Origin of the sequence: Marinibacterium sp. SX1, from assembly GCF_050389775.1 — a bacterium.
GTDB lineage: Bacteria > Pseudomonadota > Alphaproteobacteria > Rhodobacterales > Rhodobacteraceae > Marinibacterium.
Genome location: NZ_CP177150.1, coordinates 49,109 through 65,791, shown reverse-complemented (window position 1 = coordinate 65,791; position 16,683 = coordinate 49,109). Strand labels below are relative to the sequence as shown.

The following is a 16,683-nucleotide window of genomic DNA, read 5'->3' as shown; positions in this document are numbered from 1 at the left end:
CGCGTATTCCAAGGAAACTAATCACATGAAAAAACTGCTGCTTGGAACGGCCCTCGGCCTTCCGCTTGCGCTGACTTTCACCTCTGTCGCGATGGCAGAGGTGGGCGTTTCCCCGACAGTTTGGGGCGTGCGGACCGACAAGCTCGAATACCGGATGGGCGATGAGGAGAACTCCTTTGCCTGGGAATTCGACGCATGGGTCGGCAACGACGAACTGCGGCTCGTCTGGAAGAGCGAAGGCGCGAAGATCGAGGGCGGCGATTTCGAAGAGATGGTCAATCAGATCCGCCTCCAGAAACCGATCACCGATTTCTTCGATGGCTTCGTCGGGGTCGCCGCCTCCACGCCGGACGGCGCGCCCGAGCGCTATCATGGGGCTTTCGGCGTGACCGGCCTCGCGCCGCAGTGGTTCGAAGTCGAGGCGGCGCTCTATGTTTCCGAATATCCCTACATCGGGGCGGAAGTGGAGTACGAAGGCCTGCTGACCAACCGGCTGATCCTGACGCCGTCTCTCGAGGTCAGCCTGCCGCTGGCGGATGATCCCGAGCGAGAAATCGTGGCGGGCGGCGGCTCTGTCGAGCTGGGACTGCGTCTGAGCTATGACCTGATCGGCCGCAGCGTGTCGCCCTATGTCGGCGTGAACTACGAACGCGCCTTCGGCGGCACAGCCAACATTCTGCGCGATCATGGCCATGAGGTCGACGAGCTGACCGGCGTCGTCGGCATCAACTTCATGTTCTGATTTTCTGCGCCCTCTCTGCATCAGCATTTTAACGCGATGGAAGGCCATGAGGGCGCAGCCTTTTCAACCTGAACCAACCAAGGGAGCATCCCAATGAAACTTCGTACTATCCTGACGTCCGCCGCACTGTCGGTCGGTCTGGCCCTGAGCGCAGGCGCTGCATCGGCACATGGTAAGGGCATGATGACCATGCCGGGCAACGGCCAGACGGTCGGCGCGGACACCAAGGTCATGCACCTGATGTTCAAAGACCCCATGCAGATCACCACCGTCACGATGAAAGCGCCGGACGGTAAGACCTACAAGATCAACGGTCCTGCTGCGAATGAGTCCGTGAAAACCTGGGAAGGCAAGCTGCCCAAGCTCGCACCGGGCAATTATAAGGTCGATTGGCGCGGCATGTCGCCGGACGGCCACCCGATGAATGGCAGCTTCGCGTTCAAGGTCGCGAACTGATCATGGGCGGAGTTCTTGCCGCACTGGAACCGGTGCAGATCGCCTCGATCCTCGTCAAGGCGGGGATGTATGTCAGTGTCCTGCTTGCGGCGGGCTCCGTCATTAATCTCTGGCTCCTGACTGAGCTGGATGCCGCTGCAAGCCGTCGCCTCAGGCGGCTTGCAGCATGGTCGGCCATAGCTGGCATCGTGTACAGCGCTCTGAATATCGCGCTGCGGGCAGCTTTTTTCTATGGCGGGTTCGGTGGAGCGCTTGATCCAATGATGCTCCAGATTGTCCTGTCCAGCCCTCTTGGGCTGTCGGTAGAAACCAACGTTCTTGGTCTTCTAGCAATCGCGAGCATCGTCCTAGATCGTAGTTGGACACGCCTTGTGGCGGTACTTGGTGTTGTTCTTGTGGCCGTCAGCTTCGCTCTGCGTGGTCACGCAACCGGCGACCCAAGGCTGGCGCTTTCGACGCTTTTTGTCATCCACATCCTTGCTGCCAGTTTCTGGATCGGAGGCTTTTACCCTCTCTATGACATGGCTGGGCGCGGTAACGAGGCGGCGGCGCGCACTGTCAAACGGTTCGGACAGGCGGCGCTGGTCGTAGTCGGGCTGCTGGTCGCTGCAGGTGTGGTAATCTTGGTGATCCTTGCGGGCAATCCAATCGCGGTCCTGACCCAACCCTGGGGGCAATTCCTGATGCTGAAACTGGCGGTGGTGGCTCTGCTTCTTGGGCTTGCAGGGCTGAACAAGCTGCGATTGACCCCCGCTCTCGAAGAAACCGGGGATGGCAATCCATTGCAGTCTTCGATCCGATTGGAAGCGGTTGCTTTCGTCCTAATCCTGATTGTCACTGCAACCTTCACCTCAACTGTAGCGCCAGAACATGTTGGGTAAACTTGTCCTTTGGATCAGCTTCGACGCAACGACATGCTTTTGGAAAGGAGTAGCCACAATGAGCAAGGCTCGATCTAGGACTTTAGTTGCGCTTGTGGGTGCGGCCGGACTTCTTGCTCAAATGGCACTCGCCGACGGACTACCAACTTCTGCAGAAGCGTTTTATGGTGTCACAATCGAAAACGTACATGTTACTCAAGGCCAACGAGGGAAGAATGCGACAGTAAATTTTGTAATTGATAACTTTTCTTACCGAGACGTATACCTTCAAGGTATCTCCTCTGATGCTTCTGCTGGCGGCGAATTGTTCTACAAGAATGCCTTTGGCCAAAGTAGTATCGAAAATGGCTTGCCAATCATGCAAGATGAGTCACTTGATCTGGCAAGTTCGCACATCGGCGCTCGTTTGACAGACCTCAATTCGGGACTCTTACCAGGGGACCACCTGACCTTGAAGTTGCATTTTAGAGAGGGTCAAATAGCCATCTTAACGCATGTCAGCCCCCAATAATTAGCCTCCCCATCCAGAGGCCCATCGCGATCATCATCAGGTTCTCGGTCAGGGAAATGAAGCCGAGCGGCACGTTGGAGTTTCCGCCGACGCAGGCACATTTCAACTCGCGCTTGTCGATGTAGACGGCCTTGAACACGCTGACCGCCCCAATGGTCCCGATGAACAGGGCGACGGGTGCAGAGATCCATGTCAGCACGCCCGCAGTCATCAGGATGCCGGCCAGGGCCTCGCCGTAGGGGTAGATCTTGCCATAGGGCACCCAACGTTTCGCCAGCAGGTCGTAATTCAGGAACATGGTCGAGAACTGCTCGACGTCCTGAAGCTTCTGGATCGCAAGCACGGTCATGGACAGCGAGATGAACCACTGGAAGCTCTGCCAGGTCAGGATCGTCCCGTATTGGTGCCACGCCAGCCCAAGCGCCAGCAGGGCACAGACCGAAAAGATCGCGATGACAGGTCGATATGTCGTGTCGCTCTGTTCTTCCTTGGGTGGGTCGATCCCGAGGAAAATGCGCAGATCGTCATGACCCCCGATCCGTTTCCCGTCAATGAAGGTCTGCGGCGTCGTCTTGACGTCATGCTCGCGCTTGAAGGCCTCAGTCTCGTCCTTGGTCTTCAGGTGATGATCTTCGACGGCGTAGCCTTTGCGCTCAAGCAAGTCCTTGGATTTAAGACCGAAGGGGCAGGTATGCTCGGGCATGACCATGCGGTAGAGAACGGCGGTTTTCGTGGTATCTTTTGGCATGATCATCTTCCTCAATTCGTGCAGGCGTACTGACCGCGGAAACCGGCCTCGTAGTCAGGGCCCGCGCTGATGATGAAATCCTGCAGACTTTCATCTTCCGTGTCGCGCACCTCGATCGCGATCGGGTCAGTGGCGAAGCTGTCTTCCCCGCCATCGAGTTGCACAAGATCACCGCTGATCTTGACCAAGGCAGTGCCATTTCCAGACACGAACACGGGCGGGCTCGTCTCAGTGTAGGTGAAGCTGCACGCGGCCCCATCCGGGAAGACCTGGGCGATATCTGCCTGCGTCAGGAACTCCGGATCGACCTTGGAAACGACCTCGCTGGACAGGGCGTCCTGAGCGGGTTTCAACTCGGCTGCCGGTTCATCCCCAGCGGGGGTCGCCTCTCCATTCGCCGAAATGTCCGCGATCAGATAGCGCATCTCCGCGATTTCCTTATCCTGGGCGTAGATGATGTCATCCGCCAAGGTGCGCACCCTGGGATCGGTGATTTCTGCACGGGACGACGTCATGATGGCGATTGAATGGTGTGGGATCATCGCCCGCATGTAGGCGCGGTCCTGCACCGTCACCTGACTGCGCACCAGCCAGAGCGCCCCTGCGAAAACGATGATGGAGCACGCGAATATCGCGATATTGAGCGTGCGGTTCTTATACATGCCGAGCATGAAGGCCAGCATGACGAAGGCCATAACCGCCCCCATGACGATTGCGATATAGGCGCGTGTTTCTGACCAGAAGATATGGCTGATCAGATACGTGTTCAGGTACATCAACCCGAACATCAGGACCGTAGACACGGCAATCATCACAAAAAAGCGGGAATAGGCCATCGTCACCTCCGAGTGCGTTTAGGGGAATAACAACCTTCCAGTGGGTGGATGTTCCCCTAAAATTGACTTTTTTCGACCTATTCCTGCTGAGTTCTTTCACGTTGATAGGCGCGTTCGCGCTCGGGCCAGGTGGATTTGATGTAGTCTAGGATCGCTCGAATTTCCGCATCCCTCAGGCTGTCGCCAAAGCCGGGCATGTCACTTTCATATCCCCCGCCGACCACCGCGGCAGTCCCATCCCGCGTGATGCGGAACAGGATGTCGTCGCCATGATGCCAGGTGTGGCCCGTTGCATCATGGGGTGGCGCAGGCAGGCGGCCGTCGGGACCGGGGCTGCGCCAGTCCGGCTGCCCCTGAAGCTCCGTCCCATGGCAGGATGCACAGTTCTGCTGATACAGAGCTACGCCATCCATGCCCTCCTCCGCCGCAACGGCCTGCGCCCAGCTTGCAAGAGTTGCTGCAAGTGCGATCAGGCCCTTCATGCGACCATGATCCAATTCGTCATTCCCGAAGCTGCGTGCCCCAGCATATGGCAATGCAGCAGCCACTTTCCCGGATTGTCCGCAACGAAGGCGATCTCAGTCATCTCGTTGGGCATGACGAGAACCGTGTCCCGTAGAGGACCAAGGCTTCCGTCTTCCTTACGCGTCCTGAAGTGCATCCCGTGCAGGTGCATCGCGTGCGGGAAAATCGTGTCATTGGTCATGCGGATGCGGGCCGTCTCGCCGTGCGAAAGCGTGGCAAACGGCGCCTCTCCTAGCCCGGCCTGTCCGGCCAGCGCCCAGAACTGTCCTTGTTGCACCAACTCCTGCCAGGTCAGTTTCTGCCCGTTGAAGGCTGCGCTTTCCAGGCCGCGCATCGCACCGCCCTGCAGCGGCATCTCAAGGACAGGCGCGGTGTCGACGCCCACAACCTCCATGCGCGGATTGCGTGGCAAGGGCTGAGGCGCACCGCGCGGAACTGAGGCGGCACGCCCTTCGACAGAAACTTCAGCCAGTACGCGCCAAGTATCATCCGCTGCGGCAAAGAGAAGTCCTGCGGTTTCCCCTTCCTCGGCGGTGACATCGACGATCAGATCCATGCGCTGTGCCGGTGCAAGCACAAGCGTATCCGTCACCGGTTCCGGCGTGTCGAGAGGCATGCCGTCGAGAGCCACCGTCCAGCCGATCATCCCCTCCAGCCGCAGTCCGAAGATCTGGGCATTGGCCGAGTTGATCAGCCGCAGCCGCAGCCGCTCGTTTTGCCGGGCCGGAAGCCTGTAATCGTAGCGCCCGTTCACGCCCACGAGGTTGCCGATCTGGCCTCCGTGGCTGCGCGTCATCGGCGCTGCGAAGTCATCGACGAACAGGCCCGTATCAGGGTCCAGCAACCAATCGTCGATCATCAGGACGTCGTCCCGGTCCACATCCGGCGGTGTGGCCTCATCGATGATCAGCGCACCGGAGAGACCCCGCGCGACCTGTTCCATCGAATTTGTATGGGCGTGATACCAATAGGTTCCCGCATCGGGCAGATCAAAGGCGTAGTCGAAGCTCTCACCGGGCGGCACCGCACTCTGGGTCAGCCCCGCGACACCATCCATGGCGTTGTCGATCCGGATGCCATGCCAGTGAACCGAGGTCGGAACCTCCAGCGTGTTCACCAGCCGTCGCTGCAACCGGCTGCCTTGAGCGGCGCGGATGACCGGGCCAGGGATCGTCCCGTCGTAGCTCCAGACCGGCGTCGCCGGATAGCCATCCGGGGCAAGCTGCACTGTGGCTTCCCTGGCTGTCAGGAGCGCCATATCCTGAGCCTGTGTAGGGCGCGCCAGTGGCACAGCAGCGAGACCTGCGCAGAAGGCGCGTCGTGTCATCTTCATATCAGTTGATCCCATTGGCGCGCTGTGCTTCGCGGATGTAGGCGATGATCGACGTCACATCCGCACGGGTCACCCCGGGCTGCGGCGGCATGTCTCCGAATTTCCAATGGTGCGCGCGTACACCGTTCGCAGCCGCCATCTGGAAGGCCATGTCGCCATGATGCGACGGCTCGTAGATCTTGTGGATCAGCGGCGGGGCGATCCCCATTTTCCCGGCGGCATTGTCACCATGGCAATCAGCGCAGACCGCATCGAAAGCCCGCTTCCCCATCGTCCCCTCGGGCGACAACGTATCGGGAAGAGTGACGGCCACCATGGCCGCGCCCTCCGCTGGCGCCGTGGTTTCCTGAACTGGGGCGGTTTGCTCGGAGGAGCGGGTGACTGCATAAGCACCAAGCGCCACGACAATAATCGCGGCCCCGGCGACGGTGAGTTTGTTCATGATAGTATCCTGGCCTGCACGGCTTTGCGGGCCGCGCGCTCTGATGATGGGTCGATCGAAATCGACCCAGACTCAACTGGAGCTGGCTCAGGCGCGAGGAGGTGGGAGGTCCAGAGACAGACTGATCGTCGTGCCACTTTGTGGCTCCGGCCACGCATGACGGAGGCGTGGCAGATCAGTGTCACGGAGAGGCTGACTGGTATCGAGAAGGGCATAGGATGCGCAGATCGCCATGTCTGCGCAAGGCGCGTCAGCTTGGTGCTGGTCCGCCTGGGCCTGCTGATCTGTATGGATCGTCGTTTCTGGGCAGGCCGCACAGTCATGCATCGCAGACCCTGCCGCAGACATTTGCGGAAAGGCAGCCAGCATCATGAGGCTGGTCAGGACGATTACGACGATTAGGCGCATAAAGACCCTCGATTGCAGCATCAAAAATGGGTTCGGACGGTGGCATGGTCAATCCCAAAACCGCGCCGATTCTGCTGCTCTCAGCCTCAATCGCTTGCGCAGCCGATAGCCACAATCCCACCTTAGTGTCGGAATTCGGTGCCATGTAGCGTAGGCAAGTAAAGTCGCCGAGAGCTGGGAACGGGCGAATGCACCCGCAGCGAAGCCGCGGCAGATCATGGTCAGTTCGGGCTCTGACACGCTATTCGCCGTAGATTTCCCGAACGGCAGGTTTTAGAACTTGCGAGGCCGTCAAAAGGCTTTCGGCCCTCCCACACAGCAACAGTCTCTATCGTTGACGTCCCCCCCTGTCTGGGCTCCCCTTCGATAGATCCTGCTGACGCTCTGGACTATCGACTGCATGTCCGCGTCCGCGCAGCACGGAGCGCGTGCCCCCCTGCCCCGCCAGAGACCGGGCCATATCAGCACGTTGCGTGGTCGTCTCGGTTAGTCGCGCTGCAAACTGTTTGGTTTCGCGCGCCAGGTCACGGTCCTTCGGGTCGGCTGAGCCAGCCAAGATCGTTGCGGCTTGGTCATAAGTCGCCATCACCCTGTTGCGCCGCGCGATCAGCGCATCATCCCAGGCTTTTTGCGGTAGGCGACCGCCATTATCTTCGAGATCGCGCCGGACCTGGCGCATCTTCCGGGCATCGGCCAAGGGCTTACCGCCCCGCTGTCTGATCTTGTGGACCGGCGTCACCTCTCCTCGGCGCGTCACGCCTCTGGCATGGCGAGGGGTGGATTCCGCCTCGATCCCGCGTGTCCTTAGCTTCTCGGCAAACGTATCCCGCAGGCGTTGTAGATCGGCTTTCCGCAGGTTCAGCTTCTGACCGTCTTCGCCAATCGTGCGCAGCGTCAGGTGCACATGGGGGTGATGCGTATCCGTGTGCAGGGCCATCGCGTAGTCGTGCCGCCCTTGGAACTCCTGCCTTGCCAGTGCCGTGACCGCGTCTTTCACCGCTTCCGCATTTGCCGTGCCGGGCATCGAGAATACGACACTGGTCGTGATCCTCGTCCGGTCCGTGGCAGAGCCTTCGCGGCGATCCTCGTCGTGCTTCTCCATCCATTCGCGATAGATGACGCTGACCTGCTGCCGTCCCGAAAAGGTCTCGCCCCGATCGTTCTCGACCTCGATCTTTCCGTTTCGGCTGATGTAGGCGAGATGCTCCGAGGCCCTGACCGCTTCTGATGCTCGGCTGACCTTGATCGGATTGCCGGACTTGTCGTTCCTGGCGGGTTTAGACACCTTCACCATGACCTCCGGCACACCCTTGACGACACGGGCAAGCCGCGCCTTATCTGCCGCCGAAATCGTCTGTGCCTGCGCAGTTGCACGATCCGCATCCTGGGCGCCAGCCCTGCGCTTTCTGCCCCCGCTGTCGACGGATCCTCCAGCCGGCTTATTCAGCTTTCTGTTGGCCTCTGAGTCCCAGCAATCCTGGAACCCCAGCTCCGATTTGAAATCACTCACGACTGATCATCTTCCCCGGACTGGAACTGGAAACGGCCTTCTGCATAGACGCTGAGCGCCATGCGCAGCTTGGCGACGTCCTGGCGCAGAGCCTCGACTTCCGCCTTGGTCAGATCAGCGCCCGCCCCGGTCAACACACCTCGGTTCAGGGCATAGGCAATTTGGTTGGCGTTCACAGCCAACCCGCGAAGTTGGCGGTAGGCGGCGCGAACGCCCCGTCTCTCGCCCGACACCATCTGCGGTGCATTGCGCATCCGGGCCGACAGCAGCGCGGCAGCCCAAGTGGATGCCGTGACGCCTTGGGACCGCGCCTCTTCCTCCAGATCCTGCCGCACGTCGGAAGCCAGTCGGACCGTCACCTTGCCCTCCCGCCGCGCGCGGGAAGTCGGACGGCTGGGCGGCGGCGCGGCCTCGTCCCCATCCAGCGCCAGACCGATCAGGCGCCCCAAGAGGACCGACACCGTTTGCCCTTCCGATGCCGCCAGCGCCGCCAGCTGGGCATGGCGATCAGGCGGCAGATAGGTCATCGCGGCTTTTTTCTTTGTCGGCATTTTACCTCAAAGGTGCATTACTTGCTGGCGCTTAGCCTATCCTGCATTAGTCTTAAACCTAGCCCCGAACGTGGTCCGGGACCACGTTTTCCGCGTTCTTCGTCAAGGCTGGGCAAGATGCCGCCGCGGGCGCGAGATGCGGTCCGGGACCACATCGAAAGAGCGTGACCCAGCGCTGGTCGCAAAGAAAAACGCACCGTCCGAAGGCGGTGCGTTTCGATTCGTCAGGCCTGCTTTGCCGAGGGCTAGCCCCAGAGGGAAAGCAGTCGATTGCGCGGGGTGACGCGGAAGACAAGGCTATCGAGATAGAAGGACAAAGTGCTCAGAATGACAAAGACACCAGCCATCAGAACGGGAGCAATGAGCCGATAGACGAAGGGGATCTGATCAACCGCTTCGACGCCGTAGCCAGTAAAGATCATGACGGCTCCGGCCACAGCGGCAACCAGATGCAGCACCATCAGCACCGTGAGCGCCGCCTGAACCGGCGTGCGGATCAGCAGCATTGCATTCCAAAGCGCGATATTCACCATCTCTCGTCCTCCTCAGTCCCGCAGCAACTCCACCAGCTCGACCTCGACCAGGGGCACTTCTGCCACCCGGCCATCTTCCTCGAAACGAATGAGAACGGACTTGCTGTTCGAGGCAAGCTGATCAAGCAAGGCCCGGCCAAGCTGTCCGGCATGACGGACCAAAAGGGCGGGCGAGGCGCTGGCGACGCGCGGCCGGGGCACGGTCTGAGAAGCTGCCGCTGGCGCTTCACCTGGCTCGCTCCCCTCCCCTGCCGCTTCCGCCATCTCAAAGCTTGCATCGAAGGTATCCCTCGGACTTTCCGCCTGAGGTCCTTCCGGTGCAAGCGGTACGACGGCACGCACGTCGCGCGCGGTCTGTTGGCTTTCGATCTCTCCCCGCAGGCGCTCGACGGTCACGCGAGAAATATCTACCGCCTCGGTCTCATTGAGAAACTTCCGAACGGCGGCTTCGTCCTTTTTCCAGAGCGTGTTCAAATCCGACAGCGCGCGGATCGGCGCGTTCCGGGCGGCCGCGTCGCGCAACACATCCGGCATCCTGGCCAGGGCGGCGAAGCGGGACACCTCGCCTTCGTTCCAGCCAAGCGCCTCGGCGATCGCACTGCGCGACTGGCCCGCCGCCCGCATCGCAGCGACCGCCTCCGCGACCTCAAGGGTCGTCAGGTCGGCCCGCTGCACGTTCTCGGTCAGCTGCGCCATGCGCAGCGCATCCGTCATTTCGCGAACAACGGCGGGGATCCTGGTCAGTCCCGCCAGCTTCGCAGCCTGAAAACGCCGCTCACCCATGATCAACACGTACTTCCCGGCCTCATCTGCAGGCTGCACCGTGATCGCCTGAAGAACACCCTGGGTCCGGATGCTCTCCGCCAGCGACGCCAACTGTTCCTTGTCAAAATGCCGACGGGGCTGTTCGGGGTCCGGCACGATGTCGTCAAGCGGGATGTCACGCTGCCCGGCCTGCGCCGGTTTGTTCTTCCGCGTCAGGGCCGCGAGATCGCCGCTCTTCTTGAGACGGTCGAGCGTCTGCATCGTGCTGCCAAATTTCTTCTCGGCCATGGCTCAATCCTCCTTCTCGATAGCCTCGATGAACCAGTCGAAGAAGGCCCCGAACTCGGCGGCAGCCTCCTTGCCGCTGGCGGTCGGCACCTCGAACACCGGGATCCCTTCTGCTTCTGCCGCCTCGTATCCAACCCGGTTCCGGATGGCGTGTGGCACCAGAAGGTTGGAATAGGACTCCGCAACCGCGAGCAGGGTCTCGCGCTCATTCTTCTTCACGGCGTCGAAGCGCGACGGCAGCAGGCCCAGGAACTGGATGCCCTCGTTGATCTCCTGCACCTGCACGAAGGCTTTCAGAACGCCCTCGACACCATCGAGTGAAAACCGTTTCAGCTCGATGGGCGACAACATGAAGTCCGCCGTCAGAAGCGCGCCGTAGACCAGCGCCGAGAATGTCGGCGGCGTATCCACGATGCAGAAGTCCGCGCCGTCCAAGCCGTCCAGCGCCGCCACGGTGCTTTGCAGCACCGCATCGTCCGAGCTGACAGGCACGTCGCGGTCTCCTTCGATCAGGACGACCTCGCCAGGATCGACGGAAAAGCTCGGCGCTCCGCCACCCTCGAGCATCTGCAACGCATTACCGACGACCCGCGCACCACCCATGGCGCTGGTCAAGTTGCGTTGCCCGTCCAGATCAACGGCGATTACAGAATAGCCTGAACGACCAAGGTAAAAGGCAATCTGGCTCGCCACGGTGGTCTTGCCGACACCGCCCTTATTATTCGCGATGACGATTGTCGTCACGGTCTGCTCCCTCCTCGTCAGTCTTCTGGCTCAAGCCCCAAAGCTCAAGCGCCTCCAGGACGATCTCGCCCATTGTCGTATCCCGCTCGACGGCCTCGCGCTTCAGGGCGCGATGCACGTCGACGGGCATATTCATGGAAAACATGCGTGTTGGATTGCGCATCGACCTCTCCGCAAAACGCAGTCGGATTTCGGCTGACATATGCGCGGCACCCTGATGCAGGGCGACTGACCTCGGCCACAGGCCGCCGCGACGAGACATCTGTCTCGGCGCGGCAAATTTTTCCTGGGGCCAGGCCGCGTGCCTGTAGTGGCGTCCATAGAGTCATACATATGTATGGACTTCAAACAGATGGGGCCCGCAATTGCGGGCCCCTTGCGAAGTCTTGCCGATCTGCTCAGGCGGCGCGTAAAGCCCCGCCGGCGGCGGCGGCCTCCAGAACAAAGTCTGCGGCCTTCTGCGCGGCGCTCGCGGCCTTGAAGATCGCCCGCTTGTCCTCTTTCAACACCCCGAGCCAGCTATCGAGGTAAGATGCGGCCTCGTCGATGGTCGGCTCGACGCCAATGCGCGCGCCAAGGAAGCAGCTGCCGATTTCTGCAATCAGCTCCTCGCGGGCATAGTCCGCCTTGGTGCTACCGACCTTGAAGCGGTCCAGCCGCGACCGATGCCCTGTCCAATGCGTGACCTCGTGGCAGAGCGTTGCCGTGTAGTGCTGCGCCGAGATGAACGCGGACACGGGCGGCATCTGGATCCGATCCTCCGCCGGGATATAGCACGCCCTTACACCGCCATGCGTGACATTCGCCCCGACCGCTTGGAAGAAAGCATCAACTTCCGGCAGGGGACGGGTGCCAAGATCCTCCTGCACCTCCGGACGGGTGTAGAACTGCTCGGGCAAGCCTTCAATCTGGTCCGCGTTGAAGACGCGATAGGCGCGCGCATAGGGGATCGCGACCGCCTCGCCGTCATTATTCTCACGCTCGACGGTCCCGTATTTCACCACCGTCGAGGACTTCTGCCCCTTGCGCACATGCGCGCCAAGGTCCTTGGCCTGCTTGAAGGTGAACCAATGCGCCGAAGCAAACCCGTTGGCATGGGCGGCAAGCCAGAGCATCAGCACATTGATCCCCCGATAGGGTTCGCCATTTGCCCGCAGCGGGAATGTGCCGCCCTGCTCGCCGCCGGTCCACGGCTTGCGCCACGGCGAAACGCCCGCCTCCATCGCCTCGATGATCTGGTTGGTGACGTGCTGGTAGATGTCGAAATCCGATTTAGCCATTTGTGGCCTCCTGACTGGTGGGACGGGGAGGCTTGGTGCCCTCCTTCCGCCGATGGGCTGCGCCTCGGCCACCTGATCCGACCGGAAACGCATGTTTTCGGCGGAACAGAGTGGGGGAGGGCGAAGCCCGACCCACGGGCCCGAACCGGACAGTCAAAGGATCGGAGACGAGGATGGTGCGGCCCGCAGGCCAGAGGCCGAGGACACGGTCCTCGTCGGAGACGACGCGCCTGCGCGGCGCTTGTCTTTTGACTGTCCGGGGCAGGTCTGTTGGGCGGACCAGACCAAAGGAAACTGCCAGGGCGGGGGTGAGCGGGCGCAAGCCCGTCGATCCCCTGTCCTGACCTCTGAAACCATGTGACCCGCGCAAACTGCGCGGGTCTCTTCTGATCTTTACGGGAAGTTCAGCTAGCCGAGGCCGGCGGCCGCCATCAGCCCTCCTCCGGAGGCCGATCCAGGTTGCGGGAGTAGCTGACCTCGACCTTGAGGAAACCGGGGACGCTGAGCGCAACCGAGATCTTGAGGTTCGCTTTGGTGGTGAGGCTTCGCAGGATTGAGCGCAAACGGGCGATGATCTTGTTCATTGTGGTGCTCCTTTCGGTGATGGATGATTTCGGGAGATCACCGCGACGGCCCAGACCGGACGGGTGCACCGCCTGCGGTCGCAACGAAGCGCAGCGCAGTGGAGAAGGGCTCGCCCTTGCACCGGGAGGTGGCCGGCGCACGCTCTCCCAATCAAATCGCCACACCGCGAAGGCGCGTTCGCACACTGACGGATGCCCGAACCTGCGCATTCCTTCCTGCGCTGCGCCACCCCGACCCGATCGCGAAATGCGGGCCAGACCTTTGGCCGAGACGGAGGCCTCTGAGCGACCATTCGGCCGCGCTGAGGGCTGGCTCGGAGAGACTGACCGCAGCGCTCTTGGCCGAAGGGAGCACGGGGGTGTCCGGCTCGGGGTGGAGGGCGGCGGCGCCGACCGGAACCTCGGCACGCGGTCCCGCGCCTGCGCGGGATTCGCCCAGACCCAACGTTCCGCCGCGGTTTCCCACAGGCCCCTCTCTCGATACTTGGGGTCTCGTTCGGGGCCTGCTCCGGCCTGAAACTCCGCTCCCAAGGTCGCTCCATTCCAGGCTGGGAAACCGCTCGGCCTCAAATGCTCGGCGAAAATCGACCCGTCAGAAATTTGGTCCTGGATCACGGTGGCAATGCGATCTCCGAACCAGGAATGCGCCTAAAACCGGAACTTCAGCCGCTTCCTGAGACCGAGACACATTAAAAAACATATCCACTTTCAGTGCCTTGCCCTGACGTTGACTGGCGTCTTTCCGCGCAACGATGGAACAGAAAGGTTCAACCCCAGACTGTTTCAAAGTAGCAATTCCGGGCTTGGTTCTTGTTGGTGAATGACCACGATGACCGCTTTCGCATCTCTCTCAATGAAGATGCGAAGACCGGCGTCATGGGCTCCCGACAGAGAGCCAGCATGACGTTCTCAGCCAACCGCTTCTTTCTGAGCGGCGAGCCGACACGACCCGTTGCGGCGCCGGTCATTCAACCTGTGGCACGGCACAAACGGACCAGGAAGGAGGAATAAATGGACCAATCGAGCGAGGCTATCCGACAACCGAAGCGCGCCCTGCTACTCGGCAACAGGGTGCGCCAGTTCATCAAAGAAGGGGGCCGCCTGCGCTACGAACCCCATAGAGACCCTGCGAACGGCAAAACCGTCTGGGTCGTCATGGGTGTTTTCCCCGACGAGACGGAAGAGCCGGTGTTCACGACGTCGTCCGGCGAGCACAAGCACTTCCGCTCGGCCGATGCCATGATCCAGTATCACAGCCAGATGTGCCCCGATGAGGATGTGCTGATCGTTCCGATGCCTGCGAGCCATTAGCTCACGGATTGGAATGGCCCCTCCTGGGGCCATTTCGCCGCGACAGCGGCTCCCGCGCGAATAGCGCCAGTCCTGCCCCAAACGAAACGACCCCGCCGAAGCCGGGCCGGAACGCCCTTTCGCCGGTCAGGGAAATGATCCTCAGTCCGTCCCTTCCTACGGCTGGCAGACAGCCCGAGAGAACGGAAAAAGGGGCCGCGCCGTGCGCGACCCTCTCTCGGTCATTTATCCGATGCCTTCTTCGCCGGATCGGCGACCCGCATCACGGTCAAACCCTTCGCCTCGGCCTTCTGCCCGAGGTTCAGCGCCACCCCGTTGCCGCCGAAGAGCACAACACCCGTCGCGGCGAACTTGTCGTCGAGCATCTCATCGTTGCACTTGAACGGAGCCGCCCGCCCATGTGCGGACCAGCGCGGATCGAAGCGCGCCTGCGCGACGCCGCGCGCTCGCGCCCACCGTGCCGCGATCATCTCGGCACCATGCTTGCCGCCCTTGTGGCAGAGGAAGATCTCCTGACTGCGGTTTTGCCGGATGCGCTCCCGAACCTTGTCGAGCGTGTTGAAGATGACGTCGATATCGGTCCAGTCGGTGGCGCCCGAGACGATCAGGGGCACCCCCTCGACCTTCGACTTCGCAGCCGTTTCGCGATCATGCTGTTCCAGGAGCTGCTGTGCTTCGAAGACCGCCCCGGTCTCTTGAGCCCGGACGCTCGCCCGCGAGCCTGCGGCCGGGATGAACGCATGGCCGGTCTCGACCTCGTAGCATTCCGCCGCCGCCTCGGCCATCGTCTCGACGGCTCCGACGATTTCCCTCAGCTGCAGGAAGCGGACCTGGGCCTCTTCCAGCGCGGTCTCCGCGATCTCCGATCCGTCGTGCGATTTTGCGAGTGCTCCGATCTTGTCGGCGGTGCGGTCAAGCTCCTTGCCGAGTGCAACCTTGCGGCGTTGCAGGATCGTGGCGAACCCATGCGCGAGCGGTTCGATCTCGCTCTCGAGCCCGGTGCCGCGCAGCTGGCCGAGCAGCGCTTCGAAGGTCTCTCGGGTGATGCTGTCCTTCAGGACGTCGTCTTCGGGGATCGGCAGGACGGCGCCCTTCTCCGTCAGCCCGAAGAGTTCGGTGGTCTCGTAGGCGGTTGCGTTGTCGTAAGCCATGTCGGTATCTCCAGATGGTTTAGGAGCCACCACGTGAGTGTGGGGGCATGGCCGTACGTCTGGTTCACCGAATCTGTCCGGGTCAGGGACGGCGAAGCCGCCGGCTTGCCGGGCGCAAAAGTTTTCCGGGCGCGCCGCCAACCACGGGCGCACCCTCGATCACTGGGCTGACACCTCCGTGCGCACCGCCCTTGCCGAAAAGTTTTGCGATCCTTGAGGCGGGCTGATTTGGGGGCCATCCGGAGGATATGCTTCCGCGCTCATGTGTGTGTGTTTGACGGTAGGTTTGCCCGACACGAGCAGGCAAACGCCGCGACCGGACGCGGGAGACGGATGAAGTGGAGGGATGGTTTTGGCCTCTGGACAAAACAGACCGGAGCGCAATCCGTCGGAGCGGCCGGGGAGCGACGTGCTCGCGAGGCGGGCAAACCCGGGGGCCTGGGTGCGACGCCGCGGTGAGGCCGCATGGCCGAATGCGCGATCGGCCAAGGGCCGATATCTCCCTTGCGACACGCGAAGCCGAGCAGGGGAGGCCGTCAGGCATCGGGCGCCACGTTCAAAGCTACGAACGACGTTCGCTGCAAGTGCCGAGCCGGTTTCGGTTGCTCTCGCAAATCACATGGAACAAGGTGGGAACACACAGGAGGCCGAGCCATGGTTGATGACATCGAAATGCCGCCGGAACTGGCGGAAACCCTTTACCGGCAAAACGAGATCGACCGGGCAGCGGCCGGACAAAAGGCGCCAGTGTCGGGCTTCACCTACAAGGGGGTGCGGCTTGAGAGCAGATGGGCGGTTCTTCGCGAACTGGAAGATATGAAACGTATCGTCGATGCCATGCCCGAACTCATGTCCCGGCGTCTGGAAACCATCTGGTGCGACTCCAATGCCGGCGCAACCTACAGTATGACCGTGAAAGACAGGCTTTGGATCCCTGATCTGAAATGGGCGATTTCGGAGGCGGTCGTGGATTCGGTCGGCGGGCACAACGGCGTCACCCTTGACGGTGATGCGCCCGCCGGGATGGACATTGACCCGTATTGGCCCGGCGACTACCCTTGAAATAGTGACCGAACCGGCAAAA

20 protein-coding genes are annotated in these 16,683 nt (G+C 61.5%); 6 read left to right on the top strand and 14 right to left on the bottom strand.

Going from position 1 to position 16,683, the window contains the following annotated elements:
* Positions 1-25 precede the first annotated feature (25 nt).
* From ACK3BB_RS26130 to ACK3BB_RS26115, 4 genes are all read left to right on the top strand, one after another.
* Complete coding sequence (locus ACK3BB_RS26130) at positions 26-742, top strand: copper resistance protein B (RefSeq protein WP_428929665.1); 717 nt, start codon at positions 26-28, stop codon at positions 740-742.
* 93 nt (positions 743-835) lie between these two features.
* Positions 836-1,198: a copper resistance CopC family protein gene (locus ACK3BB_RS26125; RefSeq protein ID WP_428929664.1), complete on the top strand. Its 363-nt coding sequence runs from the start codon at positions 836-838 to the stop codon at positions 1,196-1,198.
* A 2-nt stretch (positions 1,199-1,200) separates the two neighbouring features.
* Entirely contained in the window at positions 1,201-2,079 is an 879-nt protein-coding gene (locus tag ACK3BB_RS26120) for a CopD family protein (RefSeq protein WP_428929663.1), read from the top strand.
* Between the two features lie 58 nt (positions 2,080-2,137).
* Positions 2,138-2,590, top strand: a complete 453-nt coding sequence (locus ACK3BB_RS26115) for a hypothetical protein (RefSeq protein ID WP_428929662.1) — start codon at positions 2,138-2,140, stop codon at positions 2,588-2,590.
* Here the strand turns inward: ACK3BB_RS26115 and ACK3BB_RS26110 are convergent.
* From ACK3BB_RS26110 to ACK3BB_RS26050, 13 genes are all read right to left on the bottom strand, one after another.
* Positions 2,577-3,338, bottom strand: a complete 762-nt coding sequence (locus ACK3BB_RS26110) for a MauE/DoxX family redox-associated membrane protein (protein ID WP_428929661.1) — start codon at positions 3,336-3,338, stop codon at positions 2,577-2,579. The two genes, ACK3BB_RS26115 and ACK3BB_RS26110, sit on opposite strands and share 14 nt — an antisense overlap.
* A gap of 11 nt (positions 3,339-3,349) precedes the next feature.
* Entirely contained in the window at positions 3,350-4,174 is an 825-nt protein-coding gene (locus ACK3BB_RS26105) for a DUF6692 family protein (RefSeq protein WP_428929660.1), read from the bottom strand.
* 77 nt (positions 4,175-4,251) lie between these two features.
* Positions 4,252-4,656 (bottom strand): c-type cytochrome, encoded by a 405-nt coding sequence (locus ACK3BB_RS26100; RefSeq protein WP_428929659.1) that lies wholly within the window; start codon positions 4,654-4,656, stop codon positions 4,252-4,254.
* Complete coding sequence (locus ACK3BB_RS26095) at positions 4,653-6,032, bottom strand: multicopper oxidase family protein (protein WP_428929658.1); 1,380 nt, start codon at positions 6,030-6,032, stop codon at positions 4,653-4,655. The genes ACK3BB_RS26100 and ACK3BB_RS26095 overlap by 4 nt, the downstream gene beginning before the upstream one ends.
* A 1-nt stretch (position 6,033) precedes the next feature.
* Positions 6,034-6,474, bottom strand: a complete 441-nt coding sequence (locus tag ACK3BB_RS26090; RefSeq protein ID WP_428929657.1) for a c-type cytochrome — start codon at positions 6,472-6,474, stop codon at positions 6,034-6,036.
* 736 nt (positions 6,475-7,210) lie between these two features.
* Positions 7,211-8,392 (bottom strand): relaxase/mobilization nuclease domain-containing protein, encoded by a 1,182-nt coding sequence (locus ACK3BB_RS26085; RefSeq protein WP_428929656.1) that lies wholly within the window; start codon positions 8,390-8,392, stop codon positions 7,211-7,213.
* Positions 8,389-8,919: a hypothetical protein gene (locus tag ACK3BB_RS26080; protein WP_428929655.1), complete on the bottom strand. Its 531-nt coding sequence runs from the start codon at positions 8,917-8,919 to the stop codon at positions 8,389-8,391. Before ACK3BB_RS26080 ends, ACK3BB_RS26085 begins: the two co-directional genes overlap by 4 nt.
* 269 nt (positions 8,920-9,188) lie before the next feature.
* A complete protein-coding gene (locus tag ACK3BB_RS26075; RefSeq protein ID WP_428929654.1) occupies positions 9,189-9,476 on the bottom strand; it encodes a hypothetical protein in 288 nt (95 codons plus the stop codon).
* A gap of 12 nt (positions 9,477-9,488) precedes the next feature.
* Entirely contained in the window at positions 9,489-10,529 is a 1,041-nt protein-coding gene (locus ACK3BB_RS26070) for a ParB/RepB/Spo0J family partition protein (protein WP_428929653.1), read from the bottom strand.
* Between the two features lie 3 nt (positions 10,530-10,532).
* On the bottom strand, positions 10,533-11,273 hold the full coding sequence (locus ACK3BB_RS26065; protein WP_428929726.1) for a ParA family protein: 741 nt from the start codon (positions 11,271-11,273) through the stop codon (positions 10,533-10,535).
* Positions 11,248-11,436 carry a hypothetical protein gene (locus ACK3BB_RS26060; RefSeq protein WP_428929725.1) on the bottom strand — a complete coding sequence of 63 codons (189 nt, stop codon included), beginning with the start codon at positions 11,434-11,436 and terminating at the stop codon, positions 11,248-11,250. The genes ACK3BB_RS26065 and ACK3BB_RS26060 overlap by 26 nt, the downstream gene beginning before the upstream one ends.
* 235 nt (positions 11,437-11,671) lie before the next feature.
* The gene (locus ACK3BB_RS26055) at positions 11,672-12,553 is read right to left on the bottom strand and encodes an ArdC family protein (protein ID WP_428929724.1); all 882 of its coding nucleotides are present in this window, start codon (positions 12,551-12,553) and stop codon (positions 11,672-11,674) included.
* Between the two features lie 431 nt (positions 12,554-12,984).
* Positions 12,985-13,137 (bottom strand): hypothetical protein, encoded by a 153-nt coding sequence (locus tag ACK3BB_RS26050; RefSeq protein ID WP_172720886.1) that lies wholly within the window; start codon positions 13,135-13,137, stop codon positions 12,985-12,987.
* A 1,011-nt stretch (positions 13,138-14,148) separates the two neighbouring features.
* Between ACK3BB_RS26050 and ACK3BB_RS26045 the strand changes: the two genes are divergently transcribed.
* The gene (locus ACK3BB_RS26045; protein WP_428929723.1) at positions 14,149-14,448 is read left to right on the top strand and encodes a hypothetical protein; all 300 of its coding nucleotides are present in this window, start codon (positions 14,149-14,151) and stop codon (positions 14,446-14,448) included.
* Positions 14,449-14,669: 221 nt separating this feature from the next.
* Here the strand turns inward: ACK3BB_RS26045 and ACK3BB_RS26040 are convergent, their stop codons facing one another.
* Complete coding sequence (locus ACK3BB_RS26040) at positions 14,670-15,599, bottom strand: DUF2493 domain-containing protein (RefSeq protein ID WP_428929722.1); 930 nt, start codon at positions 15,597-15,599, stop codon at positions 14,670-14,672.
* Between the two features lie 654 nt (positions 15,600-16,253).
* Between ACK3BB_RS26040 and ACK3BB_RS26035 the strand changes: the two genes are divergently transcribed.
* Positions 16,254-16,661 (top strand): hypothetical protein, encoded by a 408-nt coding sequence (locus ACK3BB_RS26035; RefSeq protein WP_428929721.1) that lies wholly within the window; start codon positions 16,254-16,256, stop codon positions 16,659-16,661.
* Positions 16,662-16,683 lie beyond the last annotated feature (22 nt).

Coding starts and splice junctions, on each gene's coding strand:
- ACK3BB_RS26130 (WP_428929665.1), top strand. CDS start 26: ATGAAAAAACTGCTGCTTGGAACGGCCCTCGGCCTTCCGCTTGCGCTG.
- ACK3BB_RS26125 (WP_428929664.1), top strand. CDS start 836: ATGAAACTTCGTACTATCCTGACGTCCGCCGCACTGTCGGTCGGTCTG.
- ACK3BB_RS26120 (WP_428929663.1), top strand. CDS start 1,201: ATGGGCGGAGTTCTTGCCGCACTGGAACCGGTGCAGATCGCCTCGATC.
- ACK3BB_RS26115 (WP_428929662.1), top strand. CDS start 2,138: ATGAGCAAGGCTCGATCTAGGACTTTAGTTGCGCTTGTGGGTGCGGCC.
- ACK3BB_RS26110 (WP_428929661.1), bottom strand. CDS start 3,338: ATGCCAAAAGATACCACGAAAACCGCCGTTCTCTACCGCATGGTCATG.
- ACK3BB_RS26105 (WP_428929660.1), bottom strand. CDS start 4,174: ATGGCCTATTCCCGCTTTTTTGTGATGATTGCCGTGTCTACGGTCCTG.
- ACK3BB_RS26100 (WP_428929659.1), bottom strand. CDS start 4,656: ATGAAGGGCCTGATCGCACTTGCAGCAACTCTTGCAAGCTGGGCGCAG.
- ACK3BB_RS26095 (WP_428929658.1), bottom strand. CDS start 6,032: ATGAAGATGACACGACGCGCCTTCTGCGCAGGTCTCGCTGCTGTGCCA.
- ACK3BB_RS26090 (WP_428929657.1), bottom strand. CDS start 6,474: ATGAACAAACTCACCGTCGCCGGGGCCGCGATTATTGTCGTGGCGCTT.
- ACK3BB_RS26080 (WP_428929655.1), bottom strand. CDS start 8,919: ATGACCTATCTGCCGCCTGATCGCCATGCCCAGCTGGCGGCGCTGGCG.
- ACK3BB_RS26075 (WP_428929654.1), bottom strand. CDS start 9,476: ATGGTGAATATCGCGCTTTGGAATGCAATGCTGCTGATCCGCACGCCG.
- ACK3BB_RS26070 (WP_428929653.1), bottom strand. CDS start 10,529: ATGGCCGAGAAGAAATTTGGCAGCACGATGCAGACGCTCGACCGTCTC.
- ACK3BB_RS26060 (WP_428929725.1), bottom strand. CDS start 11,436: ATGCGCAATCCAACACGCATGTTTTCCATGAATATGCCCGTCGACGTG.
- ACK3BB_RS26055 (WP_428929724.1), bottom strand. CDS start 12,553: ATGGCTAAATCGGATTTCGACATCTACCAGCACGTCACCAACCAGATC.
- ACK3BB_RS26050 (WP_172720886.1), bottom strand. CDS start 13,137: ATGAACAAGATCATCGCCCGTTTGCGCTCAATCCTGCGAAGCCTCACC.
- ACK3BB_RS26045 (WP_428929723.1), top strand. CDS start 14,149: ATGGACCAATCGAGCGAGGCTATCCGACAACCGAAGCGCGCCCTGCTA.
- ACK3BB_RS26040 (WP_428929722.1), bottom strand. CDS start 15,599: ATGGCTTACGACAACGCAACCGCCTACGAGACCACCGAACTCTTCGGG.
- ACK3BB_RS26035 (WP_428929721.1), top strand. CDS start 16,254: ATGGTTGATGACATCGAAATGCCGCCGGAACTGGCGGAAACCCTTTAC.